Here is an 11,803-nt window from a genome sequence, read left to right on the forward strand (position 1 = left end):
ACCGCATCCGTCGTACACCCTCGTGAATGGATGCCGTGCCCATCGTGCCCCCTTTGTTCCAGGGCACCAAAAACACGACACTTCACGAGCTACAAACAGGCGACAGATCACGAGCTACGGACACTTTCGGCGATCTACTGTGCTCGCGGCGGACCGGGAACTAAGCTGGTCCCGGCAGGAAAAACCATGACTCCGCTCTACCTGAGCCGAAAGCTGTGCCCAAAATGCGGGAAGCCGATGACGGCCGTGCCCGACGATGTCGCCCCCGGCCGGCCGCGCTACGTCTGCCTGGTCTGCGAGGACGATCCGCTGCGCGATCCCGCCGCCCGGAAGTGGGCGGAAAGCCCGCTGCGGCCGCCGGCCAAATAACGTTCGAGTCGAAATAGAGCCCGGCAGCCGGATTGCTGCAGAGGCCGATTGTGCTCACAAACCTATCCAATGCTGTGGCGTTGCAACCAGCACGCCTAGCTTCGTCCGAGCGCCCGTGCTGGCTCAATCGTTCGGACCGGCGGCCGGCATGTCCACGGTCTCCAGCATTTGTTTGACGCCTCGCCGCACGGTCGGTTGCACGGCTGCGGATGCCGGGCCGCGTCCACATGCGAGTACGTCGCCAGCCTTGCTACAGATCTTGCGACGGCGACTTCGACAGGTGCGCGACGTTGCTGACAGCGACAAGCTCCATTGCAGGTGATGACTCGGCGCTTAGGTGGCCTGCTTAAGGTGAACTAAATTTTCCTGCGACTCCGGTTGCCCTGAGATGCGAATGGCCGAACCGACTAGGGCCGCCTGTCCGCATTCCGTGTGTTTTCGCGACGGGCGCACCCATCTGCGTCCTCGATAGAGGCTGGTCTGACCGAAGGCCGATCCCGCTTCGCGGGCTCTCGATCTTGTCCCTGCAACGTCCGTCCTCGACTTTCTTCCCCTGGCGCTGCGCGCCATTCCTCGCGGTCCAAGAAAGTCGCTGCCGGCCGCCCTCCATTTCATTTCGGCCCTTTGGGTGCAGGTCGATCGCCTCCGGTCTCACGACCGCCATCGAGGTCGCGATAGGCGCGACCCGAGAAAACAAGGAATGAGACAATGGCTACCATCGGCACCTTCACCTCCACGGGCAATGGCTTCTCCGGCGCGATCAAGACGCTCAACCTCAACGTCAAGGCCAAGCTGATCCGCGTCGAGAATCCTTCCGACAAGGGACCGCACTTCCGCATCTACTCGGGCAACGTCGAGTTGGGTGCGGCCTGGCAGAAGACTGCCAAGGACACCGAGCGCGACTACCTCTCCGTCAAGCTGGACGATCCGAGCTTCCCCGCTCCGATCTACGCCACCCTGACCGAGGTCGAAGGTGCCGAAGGTCTCCAACTGATCTGGTCCCGGCCGAACCGGGACTGAAGCTCAGCCAGTGGGCTCCGCCGCAAGGCGGGGCCTGCTTCCTTCGACCGGAGATGCGATCATGACCGTCGACACCATTGAAGAATTGCGCGCCGAGCTGCGCGAATGCGTATTCACGCCGGCGGAGCGCAAGGCGCTCGAAATCGAATTGGCCGAACACATCCGTCAACGTGACGAAGCGCTCGCAGCCGAGGAGGGGGCATAAGCCCCCTCGTCCTGCGTCTTATGATCCAGCGTCGCTAGGGTCCGCTGCTCCGTTGAGGACATCCTTGATGGCTTTGGCAGGCGCAAAAGTCAGCTTCCTGGAAGCTGCGATCGCAATCGTTGCGCCGGTTGACGGATTGCGGCCCTGACGCGCGGGGATATCCTTGACCTTGAACTTGCCGAACCCAGGAAGGCTCGTCTCGGCTCCGCTTACGGCCGCATCAGCGATCGCCTTGAACACGCTATCAACCATGGTTTTCGCCTGAGCCTTTGTCAGGTCGTTCGCGGCTGCAATCTCTTCGGCGATCTCATTGGCAGTCGTCATGGGACGAGCTCCGTCTTGTTTCGATTTTGCTCGTCTGACATCAGGGCTGTGGAACAGATAGAACCGGCATCACAGGCGGAGCCGTAATCTCCGAGAAATTGTCTGACTGCGACAGTTTTTCGTCGACTGCGGCATAACCACGCCTTTGCTTGGCGCGCTCCAGCCGTCCGAACGCTTCGACCGCCTCCGCACAACCACCGAAGGTCTGCACCATGATCTTGCCACTCGTGCCGATCCGGCCCCAATTGCGGATCAGCGACATTTCTCCGAACAAGGTGGGCTGCGTGGACAACGCATAAAACCGCCGCATATTGCGCCCGGCTTCGATGCGGCGCAGATGAAGCGGTTCTGGTTGCGATTTCGGCATGGGCGGATTCTTGCTTTACTCGCGAGCGCCGTCCAATGAGTTTTATGAATCGACCGGGCAGATCGATTCATATTATCGATGGGTCAATTGCGCCGGAAATTGCCGCTCACCTTACGGACTAAACCTTTCCTCAACAGTGACTTCGCTGTCGGGGCGCGCGCGTCGCAATGCTTGGCTTGTAATTGCGGCCGTCTTTATCGCAACAGACGGCCGTGGACGAGCTTGAGCCGGCGGCACGACTCTCGCTCGCGATAGGTAGAATGTATTCTCATCAATGCAGATAGCCGTCGCATAGAATCGTTCGTGTCCGGCAGGCCACTCTTGCAGCAGGGGACGCTTGGGCGAGCCCCTCCGGGGACGGCTCTACTCGCGCCGCCACGGCGACGCTCCCGGAGCCCGCAAGCGGTCTCCGCGCATTCGCGTGACGATCCTCTCGCGACCGTGCCGACAGCAGTGGTCCAGCAACGAGCACGATTTCCAGTCTCGCTTCCCGGAATTTGTTCCCTCGATGGGTATGGGCTGACCTGACTCTTCTGGCAGGGGATTCGCCGGATGAATTTCGGGATGGTTCCGGTATCGGATTCGCAGTCGTCTGTTGGTTCAAACCAACACCCCCGAAACGATGGACGAAGATATGTCCCCAACGTCGCTAGACCAATTCCGGATTTTGAGATGAAGACCATTGTCATCAACAATCAAAAGGGCGGGGTTGGCAAAACGACTCTTGCTGTGCATTTGGCTTGGTTCATGGCGGAAGCGAAGCTTCGCGTTCTCGTGATCGACGTTGATGCTCAGAGCAATGCGTCGGATACGTTGAGGCAGTATGCCGGTTCAACGTTGGCCGCGGATTTGTTCAAGCCGGGGATACGGATCGTGCCTCGGGAAGACGAGGCCCTAACGCTCGCGGCGGCCGACAGCTCGCTGACTGATCTCGATCGCAGCAATGCGGCCGCCATCACCACTCTGCAAGAGAATCTCGCTATCGCGTCGGATCAGTTCGATGCCTGCGTAATCGATACCCCGCCATCACTTGGACTGCGCAGTGTCGGCTGTTTGGTTGCGGCGTCGCACGTGCTGGCCCCCATCTATCTGGAGGACTATTCGATCAAGGGTGTCAAAGGTCTGATGCAGACCGTGATTGGCGTGCAGCGGCGTTATGGCCGCCAGGATACGAAGTTCCTCGGGTTGCTGCCCTCGAACTTCAACACAAAGTCGCCCCGTCAAAGGACGCATCTTGAGCAACTCCTGCGCGAGGCCGGCAAATATGTGTTCCCGGGCCAGATCGTTGCAAGGGACGGCTACGCTGAGGCCGTCGCGGAACGCCTGCCGGTCTGGAAGCTGAAGCGCCGCTCTGCGCAGGAGGCGGGTCGGGAAATCCGCGAGGTTCTTGCCAAGATCGTTGCGCAGATGGACGAGCCGGTACATGGCGCTTGATCTCAGCTTTAAGCAACTCATCGATACCGCGGAAGATGGTGCTGCCCCAACCGGGCAACCGATTTCGATCTCCATCGACCGTATTGACGAAGACCCGGATCAGCCTCGCCGTAGCTTCGACGAACAGAAGCTCGAGGAGCTTGCGGAATCGGTCCTTCAGCATGGCGTGCTGCAACCGATCGTGCTGCGACAGGCGACCGAGGAAGGACGGTATGTGATCGTCATGGGCGCGAGACGGTATCGCGCTGCCAAGCGTGCCGGGCTCCGTGAAATTCCAGCATTCATTCGTCGCATTGGTCCTGCGGATCGATATGCTCAGATGATCGAGAATATCCAGCGCGACGACCTCAATGCCCCCGAGATTGCGGCATTCATCGCGAACCGTCTGGAGCTAGGCGATAGCCAGGCCGACATCTCGCGCAAGCTCGGCAAGCCCAAGGACTGGGTGTCTCGCTACGCGTCGGTCCAGAGTATGCCGGAGTTCCTGCGATCGAAGCTTGCTGGCTCATCAATCCGTGCTGTGTACGAACTCTACCAGGCTTGGCGTGAACAGCCCAACGCCGTCGAGACCATATGCGCAGCACAGGAGAGCTTCACCGATGCACACGCCCGTCAGCTGGCTCGCAAAGTTCGCAGCGAAGTCCGCGGCTCCCCTGCTGATGGCGAGGGTGCCCCTGGAGCTCAACCCGAACGAAGTCCGATTGCTCCGCGGGTGGAATTGCGATCCACAGGGACGGACGCTGGCACACCGAGCGCGGAAAGGCGCCCGAACTCTTCGGTCCACCGAAACGAGAGAATGAGTCCATCACCGACGATCAGAGTGCGTCACCAAGATCGCACGGGCTGTCTTCTGGTCGATCGACCAGCCTCTCAAGGCTCACGTCATGCCGTGCTGCTGATGGATGGCGCAGACGACGCGGAAGAGGTGTCAGTATCGACCATCACAATCGAAGAGGTCCTTTTCGCATGAAGCCGGTCTTAAAGAGTCTCCCCAGAAACAATGCTGCAGTTGGTGCGCCGGCGGAGCGGATTTCCCATCCGAAGGATGGCGCGTTAGCGCAGCAGCCGGAGGCCGAACGCGCCCCCCACAGCGCCGTAGAGAGGCCGGAGGCTGCTGGAAAGCCGCGGTCCACATGCTCGGTGCCTGCATTGCCGATCTTCACGCACGGCGGTCGTGGAGTAGGAGCGCTGGAGGTGACGGCTGCGCAATTCCCAGGGGGATTCTCCGCATCGATTATCACCTGGTCTGCATCTCACCTGCAGCAACTCCTGCGCTTTGAACGCAGAGCATGTTGGTTTGAACCAACATGGAGGGGGTGGAAGGATTTGCACTTTCTAGTGCAGGATAGGCTTCGCGCCAGCGATGTATTACATCGCGATTGGGATTGGAGTGCATGGCTCTGATCTCGCTTCGCGTCCCCGACGAAGTCGCGGCGGAGTTCTCAGCTCTTGCCGCGACCCAGGGCGGCAAGTCCGCGCTGCTGCGGCGTCTCATTGTTGACGCGCTAGCGGCGCCAGCGCCGTGCATCTTGGCGTTGCCGGTCGGACGACCGGAGAAGGTGACGGTGCGATTTCGCGAGAGCGAGATGCGGCAGCTCGCGGAAGTGTCTCATCAGCGTGGCATGACCCGAACCGGCTGGATCGTCGCGCTGGTGCGCTCACGATTAGGGTCGCCCGTACAGCATTCGCCGAACGAGCATGCCGCGCTTCGCGCGATCGTTCGCGAGCTCAACCGGATCGGCAGCAACATCAACCAGATCGCGCGTGCCGCAAACACCAATGTGCTGGAGGGCAGGGCGGTTGAGCTGGATCTGTCCGCAATTCAAGAGGCCAAATTGGTCATCGAACGAGAGCTCGCCCAACTACGTAATGCGTTGAATGGCAATGCGGATTATTGGGATGGGCGGCGATGAGTCGGCGCTACTCGCCACGGCCAACCGACGTGGCCTCCGAACTTCCGCCGATCTCGTATGTCTGGGAAACGCCCAATCGGCGCCCTCGGCGGGCCGAGTGGGATATCCCCGATCCAGCCGCTCCCAGCCGCCTTACGCGGGCGATGCGTGCAAAGCTCGAACGCATCGTGCGCCGAGCGCCAGAGGTGATGGTCAAGATCACCGGCCGCACCAAGGGCGTTGCGCATCTCAAGTCGCACTTGGCCTACATCACGCGAAACGGCGAGCTCGACGCGGAGACAGAGCAGGGCGCGACGTTGGCGGGTCGCTCCGGATTGAAAGATCTGCAGCAACGCTGGGAGGACGATGCCGGTCTCGACGACAAGCGCCGACGTGATGCATCGCTTTCGATCAACATCATCCTGTCGATGCCGGCTGGCACTGATGCCGCCGCAGTCAAGGATTCAGCCCGGGCATTTGCCATCGAGACGTTCGGCCCCAATCACGACTACGTCTTCGTCCAGCATCTCGACGACGAGCATCCTCACGTGCATTTGACCGTTCGGTCGCTGGGCCATGACGGCAAGCGCCTCAACCCTCGCAAGGCGGATCTTCAGGCCTGGCGGGAGCGGTTTGCTGGCGAACTCCGGCTTCGCGGGATTGCGGCGGAGGCAACGCCGCGGCGAACACGCGGACGGGTTCGAAAGGCTGATCGCGGGCCGGTGCTCGCTTTGCGCAAGCGAAAGATCACACCCGATGTCGATCGGTTTGCCCGCACAGATGTGCTTTTGGAGGTGAGGGGCGGCAAGGCTGTGAAACATCCTTGGGACGAAAAGATTAAGTCACGTCAGGATGCGATCCGGCAGAGATATCTCGACTATGCCGCCGAGCTACAGCGCTCTGGCGTGGCAGCAGATCACGAGCTAGCGCGCCAGGTTCGCCAATTCGTCAACGACATGTCTGCTGTCGAAACCCGTCGGCATGCGCTGAAGAATGAGCTTTCGGAGCTTGCCAATACCCGCCGCCGCGGCGCGGAGCACGGCGTCGATGCAGAGGGGCGCCACCAAACAAGAGGCAATGACCGGTCCAGATGAGCGAGCGTAGGAATCATAATCCTGGGGTCGGGGGTTCGAGTCCCTCTCCCGCTACCAACGTTCCCCCCGACATAGCCATGTTAGGAAACAGGGCCGGATTGCCGCACAACGCGGCGAGGCGGCCCTTGATGTCGATCCGAACGCTCCGGTCATCTTCGGCGTTGGCTTTGGTTCCAGCACCGCCCGGCCGGCTCGGGCTGGCATGCACGATAATCGCCGTCACCAGCTCGCGGATGGTCGCAAACTCGGTCGGCATACCGCGCTTGAACTCGTCGGCTAGTTCCACAACTGCGCGCTTGTAGCGGTCGAGCGCCTTGGGGTGCAGGGCGATGACGTTGTCGCCTTCCTTGGCGGCATCGAGCCCGGCGATGACCTTGGCCTTCTCAGCCTCAAGCTCCTGCATCCTGGCGACGAACTGTTCAGGCGGCATGCCGGTGACAACGATAGAGTCAACGATCCGCTTCATCTCGCGCTCGATCTCGCCGAGCCGCCGTTCCAGCCGGGAGCGTTCGGTGCTCGCCTCTTTCTTGAGCCGCTTGCGCTCGGCGTTATAGGCATCGACAAATTCAGTGATCACCTCGGGATGCATGAGGTGCTGGCGGAGCCCCTTGATGGCGAGCGCCTCGATGTCGTCGAGATAAACGCGGCGGCCATTTCCGCACGATCCGCTTTCCCTATGGGTTGAGCATTGCAAGCGGAGACCTTTGGCGTCGCTGCCGATGGACGCCATGCCGCCGCCGCACGAACCGCACCTGATCAGTCCAGAAAAGACCCGCTTCGGCGCGCGCGCCTTTTGTGCGGTCGCCGGTGTGGCGTCGCGGCGCCGCTCGGCCTTGACGACTTGCGCGCCCTTGAATGTCGCATCATCAACGATGCGCAGATGCGGCGCCTCGACGACCTTGTATTGATCCTTTTGATTGGGACGCGAGAGACGCTTGCGCGTCACCGGGTCCTTGATCATGCGGACCTTGTTCCAGACGATCCGGCCGGCATAAAGATCGTTAAGGATCAGCCCGCCGCCGCGCGACACGTTGCCGTTAATCGTCGATGCGTTCCACTGGCGCCCACGCGGCGGCCGCACACCGCGCTTGTTGAGATCGTTCGCGATCATGCGCGGCGTCTTGCCCGAGATGTAATCGGCGAAAATCTCGCGCACGATCTCGGCCTCGGCTCCGACGATCTCCAACTCGCCCGGCTTGCCCCGCACCGCGCGATAGCCATATGCGCGACCACCGGCATGACGGCCATCGCGGATCACTCCCTCAAGACCGCGACGTGTGTGGATCACGAGGTTCTCGATGAACATCTCTGACATCAGCGCGCGCAACGCGCCGTCGAGCTTGCCAACCTTGCCGCCAGCCGTATGCATCGCGATGCCGAGATGATCGAGGTGCTTGCGGGTGGTGTGGTAGTCGGCTTGATCGCGGAAAAGCCGATCCATGTCTTCCGCGACGATGACATCGAACAGACGCGCCTCGGCAGCGCGCATCAATGACTGAAAGCCGGGGCGGTTGATGGCGCCAGCGCCGGAGATTGCGCGATCCTCAAACGTCGAGATCACGGCCATCCCGTCGCGCGCGCAGAGATCGCGACAGAGCGCGATCTGGTCGTCGATAGAACGATCATTCTGACGGTCGCTTGAATAGCGGACGTATATAGCACTGCGGATCATGGGTTTTCGCTCGTCGCAGGTTGGGATGCTTGGCGGGCCGCGATCTCGGCCTCATGATCCTCGCGCGCGAGCCTCTTGGCAAGCTCCTGCACATACCGAAAGACGGCCTCGTCGGGCCGATCCAGCGGTATTATAGGAGTCATGCTGCCGTCAGACGCAATCGCAGCCGGCGCCCGCAACGGGCGTTCGAGAGCCGTCGCCTCGTGTTGGTGCTTGTGCTCCACCCGAAAATTCTCAAGCAGGCTGCGGCGCGGGATTGCGCAATCGCGCGGCCGTCCACCAATCCGGCACGTGCGCCATAGTGCGGTTCCATGTTGGTGGTTGCACGGTCGGTCAAATCGAGCGAGCACGGTTGCAGCAAGCCGGCTTGTTCTGCGCCGTAAAATGACGCAGCATTGCTATCCCGTGAAGGAAAACCGGCGGTGCTTTTTCGTGCTGCCGAATAGCGTTTCAAATCGGCCAGCCCGACGTGATCAACCGCAGCAAGTCGCCCCCCAGCAGCAACGCAGAGAGTAGTGAGCAACAGTACGAGAAGCTGTTGGCGGCGATGGGGTTGAGCGAGGCTGGCCCCTATCGGCTATATCCATTGAAATCGGATCTTGAGCGGATCAAACGCGACTACGCGCACTGGGTTGCGGCACCAGATCGTAAGCTAGTGCGCAGTTATCGCGCGGCGATCACGAATGTAATCGCGCTTTCCGGAACAATCGGCCCTGCTTTCTTTGGCAACGAAATCGAGAAAGCCGGCTTGTCCCGTCTCAACCCCGACCTGGACGACGACAGGTTGCGCGAGTTGATGGAAGAGCATCGTCACGAGCAGGACGATTTAGTTGCCGCTCTAACAGGACGCGGCTTGGACATCGACCACTGGCTCAAGACCAGCCATGACGCCTACAAGAAACGAGACCTGCGGAAACTGGTCATGGAACCATTTCTGCGGCTGATGGCGGAGCAGGAGATCATAACGAGCCGCAAGCACCGGCCCCGCAAACGGATATTTGATGCGCTGTTCGACTGGCTCGGCGTTGACAAGAAGTCTCGACCTACCAGCGCCAATATCGACACGATTGCCAGAGAGCTGGGGGGCAGCGCAAGCACCTTGAAGCCAAACGCTAAACGGCGGACCAAAAAATGACCGCCGCTTTTCCTGTGCTTTAGTGAGGCGCGGCCTCAGAATGAAAAAACCCCGCTCGCGTAATGCGGCGGGGTTCTTTCAAAACTGGGGTCGCATCCCCGTCTTGGCTTGTCGAACTGCACGACGATGATGCCATGGCTGGCGTGATCCCGCAAGAGCGGAGGTCTCCACCCCATGAATTTCACCATCGTCCCGCGCGGGCGCAAACCCAAGCCGCCGATCCCGTTGCATCGGTACATGTACCGTGCGTGCCGGGACATCGAGCATATCACGCGCACCGCGCTGACGTGCCCGCCGACCGGTAGCTGGTCGCAGTATCTGCTCACCAACATCGTGCGCGCCATGCGCAATGGAGCCGATGAACTGGAGCGCGCCATCGAACTGCGCAACACCGAGGACCGCGCGTTGCACCAGGAGAGGTTGGCAAGGCTCCGGCAGCGCGAGGCAGAGAGCAAGGGTGGTAACCATGCTTGATGCCGAACGCTTCGACGCAATCACGAAACTCTTCGAGGATTTCGCGGCCTCCGCAGCCGAGGAAATCGACCGCGCACCCCTTTTCGAGCCGTGGGAGGAGCCTCCGCCGCGGCTCGCCAAAATTCATGTCACGTTCTTCAAAGATTTCGCAGCCAAGAGCTACACGACCGACAATTTGACTCTGGTCGAGTTGCAGGAGCGCGTGCAACTCGCAGCGAGACGCAAGAAGACCGGTCTGCCGTGGTTGAAGCTGGCGGAGTTCGGCAACAAGCGCACCGACAAGGGCAGCCTGCGCCACGATGCCAACGTGCTGCAGATTACCGGCATCGAGTTGGACTACGACGACGAGAAGATCGCCTTTGACGACATGGTGAAAGTCGTCGAGGAGATGGGCATCTCCGCGCTGCCCTACACCTCGCCGTCGCACAGCCCCGCCGCGCCGCATTGGCGCATTTTGGCTCCGACCTCGAAGCCGCTTCCGCCCGAGATGCGCGCCAAGCTGGTGGCGCGCCTCGACGCCTTCCTGAAGGCCAAGCTCAGCGCAAAGAAGATTGCTGCCAGCGAGAGCTTCGCGCTCAGTCAGGCTTACTTTTACGGCTACGTGATGAACAAGCAGGGCCTCGATCATCGCGCCGAGGTGATCCTTGGCGACTTCATCGATCTGCGCGACGATCTTGCTCAATATGAAGCAGCAGGCGCGGAGGTCGATGGCGCTAAGGCGAGCGCCGACAAGGTTGCGACTGGCAATGGGACGAAGCGCGGCAAAGGCGACGAAGAATTGATCGCGCTGCTCAAGCAGAGCCGTGCCACGCCTGGCAAGGGCTGGCGCGAGCCGATGTTGCCGGCGATTGGCAGCATGGTCGGCAAGGGCTGGTCCGACTCCCAGATCAAAGTGGCATGCGCGCCGTACAGCGATGGCGGCGTCGATGATCGCGATATTCAGAAATTGATCGACGACGCGCGCAAGAAATTCGGCAAGCCGGAGCCGGATGACACGCTCCCCATCATTGATGTCCGAGGTGGCGAGCTTTCCAACCTCGCCAGCCGAGGCGAGGAGATTTTGGACGCGGCCGGCGTTCAAATCTTCCAGCGCAGTCGCCAGTTGGTTCGACCCGTGATCGAGGAGGTTGACGCAACACGCGGCCGGAAAACCAAAATCTGCCAACTCATTCCGGTCGTGCCGGACTACTTGCGTGATCTGCTCTGTCGCCATGCGCGGTGGCAAATGTTTGTCGGCAAAAAGAACGTGGCGATTCGAGACATTCATCGCGCATTGCGATGTCGCTGCCCGTGATTTGTTGTTGCCCTATGGCGATGTTGTGATCGTGCTGTCAACCGTGCTGCGGATCAGGCGGACGCTGGACGGCGTCGAGATCGATCGGATCATCTGGGACGTGGAGGCGCACAAGGCGTTGGCTATTGAGCATCGGCGCCGGGCCGAATGGCGCAAGAGCGAGCTAGAGGCAGCTTGTTTTCGGGCCGAATGTCATCCGCTCACTGCCGCACGGTTTTGACATTTCGACGCAAAAGGAAGCATTTGGAAATTGACGTCCCTGGTACCAATCCGTCCGCGGCTCCTTTGGGACCGCAATTAACTTATTGCAGGACCGCAGGTCGTATCTCAATGCTTCTCATTGTTGTTCCGGCAATTTCGCCCTTGCAAGTTATCAGATCATCTTCTCGCAGCGAAAGCACGAGAGCTGGTCCCGCTTGTCTGAACAGACTTTCCGCGTCGATAAGTGGAGCCTCTGCCGAGATTAGGCCGCCACGCGGAGCGGCGGAAGGTTGAAGTAGGCTTGATCCGGGGTCATGTCGTC

At 60.7% G+C, this 11,803-nt stretch carries 14 protein-coding genes; 11 read left to right on the plus strand and 3 right to left on the minus strand.

What is annotated here, in order from left to right; genetic code table 11:
- The first annotated feature begins 186 nt into the window (after positions 1-186).
- The 3 genes from IVA82_RS10275 (at position 187) to IVA82_RS10285 (ending at position 1,594) form a co-directional block, all read left to right on the plus strand.
- Positions 187-369, plus strand: a complete 183-nt coding sequence (locus IVA82_RS10275; protein ID WP_148777359.1) for a hypothetical protein — start codon at positions 187-189, stop codon at positions 367-369.
- 708 nt (positions 370-1,077) lie between these two features.
- Positions 1,078-1,389, plus strand: a complete 312-nt coding sequence (locus IVA82_RS10280) for a DUF736 domain-containing protein (protein ID WP_018273795.1) — start codon at positions 1,078-1,080, stop codon at positions 1,387-1,389.
- A gap of 61 nt (positions 1,390-1,450) precedes the next feature.
- Complete coding sequence (locus IVA82_RS10285) at positions 1,451-1,594, plus strand: hypothetical protein (protein WP_247389080.1); 144 nt, start codon at positions 1,451-1,453, stop codon at positions 1,592-1,594.
- A gap of 18 nt (positions 1,595-1,612) precedes the next feature.
- Here the strand turns inward: IVA82_RS10285 and IVA82_RS10290 are convergent, their stop codons facing one another.
- Positions 1,613-1,918, minus strand: coding sequence for an HU family DNA-binding protein (locus tag IVA82_RS10290; protein ID WP_247389081.1), 306 nt, complete (start codon positions 1,916-1,918; stop codon positions 1,613-1,615).
- 40 nt (positions 1,919-1,958) lie between these two features.
- Entirely contained in the window at positions 1,959-2,285 is a 327-nt protein-coding gene (locus IVA82_RS10295) for a WGR domain-containing protein (RefSeq protein WP_247389082.1), read from the minus strand.
- Between the two features lie 672 nt (positions 2,286-2,957).
- On the opposite strand from IVA82_RS10295, the gene IVA82_RS10300 reads away from it, so the two are divergent.
- From IVA82_RS10300 to IVA82_RS10315, 4 genes are all read left to right on the plus strand, one after another.
- Positions 2,958-3,719 (plus strand): ParA family protein, encoded by a 762-nt coding sequence (locus IVA82_RS10300; RefSeq protein ID WP_247389083.1) that lies wholly within the window; start codon positions 2,958-2,960, stop codon positions 3,717-3,719.
- Positions 3,709-4,689 carry a ParB/RepB/Spo0J family partition protein gene (locus IVA82_RS10305; protein ID WP_247389084.1) on the plus strand — a complete coding sequence of 327 codons (981 nt, stop codon included), beginning with the start codon at positions 3,709-3,711 and terminating at the stop codon, positions 4,687-4,689. The genes IVA82_RS10300 and IVA82_RS10305 overlap by 11 nt, the downstream gene beginning before the upstream one ends.
- A gap of 424 nt (positions 4,690-5,113) precedes the next feature.
- Positions 5,114-5,632 (plus strand): MobC family plasmid mobilization relaxosome protein, encoded by a 519-nt coding sequence (locus IVA82_RS10310; protein ID WP_247389085.1) that lies wholly within the window; start codon positions 5,114-5,116, stop codon positions 5,630-5,632.
- Positions 5,629-6,705 (plus strand): relaxase/mobilization nuclease domain-containing protein, encoded by a 1,077-nt coding sequence (locus tag IVA82_RS10315; protein WP_247389086.1) that lies wholly within the window; start codon positions 5,629-5,631, stop codon positions 6,703-6,705. Before IVA82_RS10310 ends, IVA82_RS10315 begins: the two co-directional genes overlap by 4 nt.
- Positions 6,706-6,718: 13 nt before the next feature.
- On the opposite strand, the gene IVA82_RS10320 is transcribed toward IVA82_RS10315, so the two are convergent.
- Positions 6,719-8,377 (minus strand): recombinase family protein, encoded by a 1,659-nt coding sequence (locus IVA82_RS10320; RefSeq protein WP_247389087.1) that lies wholly within the window; start codon positions 8,375-8,377, stop codon positions 6,719-6,721.
- A 469-nt stretch (positions 8,378-8,846) separates the two neighbouring features.
- On the opposite strand from IVA82_RS10320, the gene IVA82_RS10325 reads away from it, so the two are divergent.
- From IVA82_RS10325 to IVA82_RS10340, 4 genes are all read left to right on the plus strand, one after another.
- Positions 8,847-9,512 (plus strand): hypothetical protein, encoded by a 666-nt coding sequence (locus IVA82_RS10325; RefSeq protein ID WP_247389088.1) that lies wholly within the window; start codon positions 8,847-8,849, stop codon positions 9,510-9,512.
- 174 nt (positions 9,513-9,686) lie between these two features.
- Positions 9,687-9,986 carry a hypothetical protein gene (locus IVA82_RS10330; RefSeq protein ID WP_247389089.1) on the plus strand — a complete coding sequence of 100 codons (300 nt, stop codon included), beginning with the start codon at positions 9,687-9,689 and terminating at the stop codon, positions 9,984-9,986.
- Positions 9,979-11,280, plus strand: a complete 1,302-nt coding sequence (locus tag IVA82_RS10335) for a hypothetical protein (protein ID WP_247389090.1) — start codon at positions 9,979-9,981, stop codon at positions 11,278-11,280. The genes IVA82_RS10330 and IVA82_RS10335 overlap by 8 nt, the downstream gene beginning before the upstream one ends.
- A 7-nt stretch (positions 11,281-11,287) precedes the next feature.
- Positions 11,288-11,500 carry a hypothetical protein gene (locus tag IVA82_RS10340; protein WP_247389091.1) on the plus strand — a complete coding sequence of 71 codons (213 nt, stop codon included), beginning with the start codon at positions 11,288-11,290 and terminating at the stop codon, positions 11,498-11,500.
- Positions 11,501-11,803 lie beyond the last annotated feature (303 nt).

The organism is Bradyrhizobium sp. 142 (assembly GCF_023074015.1).
Classification (GTDB): domain Bacteria; phylum Pseudomonadota; class Alphaproteobacteria; order Rhizobiales; family Xanthobacteraceae; genus Bradyrhizobium.

Bases quoted from the DNA above. Each gene is read 5' to 3' on its own strand.
- IVA82_RS10275 (WP_148777359.1), top strand. From the start codon at position 187: ATGACTCCGCTCTACCTGAGCCGAAAGCTGTGCCCAAAATGCGGGAAG.
- IVA82_RS10280 (WP_018273795.1), top strand. From the start codon at position 1,078: ATGGCTACCATCGGCACCTTCACCTCCACGGGCAATGGCTTCTCCGGC.
- IVA82_RS10285 (WP_247389080.1), top strand. From the start codon at position 1,451: ATGACCGTCGACACCATTGAAGAATTGCGCGCCGAGCTGCGCGAATGC.
- IVA82_RS10290 (WP_247389081.1), bottom strand. From the start codon at position 1,918: ATGACGACTGCCAATGAGATCGCCGAAGAGATTGCAGCCGCGAACGAC.
- IVA82_RS10295 (WP_247389082.1), bottom strand. From the start codon at position 2,285: ATGCCGAAATCGCAACCAGAACCGCTTCATCTGCGCCGCATCGAAGCC.
- IVA82_RS10300 (WP_247389083.1), top strand. From the start codon at position 2,958: ATGAAGACCATTGTCATCAACAATCAAAAGGGCGGGGTTGGCAAAACG.
- IVA82_RS10305 (WP_247389084.1), top strand. From the start codon at position 3,709: ATGGCGCTTGATCTCAGCTTTAAGCAACTCATCGATACCGCGGAAGAT.
- IVA82_RS10310 (WP_247389085.1), top strand. From the start codon at position 5,114: ATGGCTCTGATCTCGCTTCGCGTCCCCGACGAAGTCGCGGCGGAGTTC.
- IVA82_RS10315 (WP_247389086.1), top strand. From the start codon at position 5,629: ATGAGTCGGCGCTACTCGCCACGGCCAACCGACGTGGCCTCCGAACTT.
- IVA82_RS10320 (WP_247389087.1), bottom strand. From the start codon at position 8,377: ATGATCCGCAGTGCTATATACGTCCGCTATTCAAGCGACCGTCAGAAT.
- IVA82_RS10330 (WP_247389089.1), top strand. From the start codon at position 9,687: ATGAATTTCACCATCGTCCCGCGCGGGCGCAAACCCAAGCCGCCGATC.
- IVA82_RS10335 (WP_247389090.1), top strand. From the start codon at position 9,979: ATGCTTGATGCCGAACGCTTCGACGCAATCACGAAACTCTTCGAGGAT.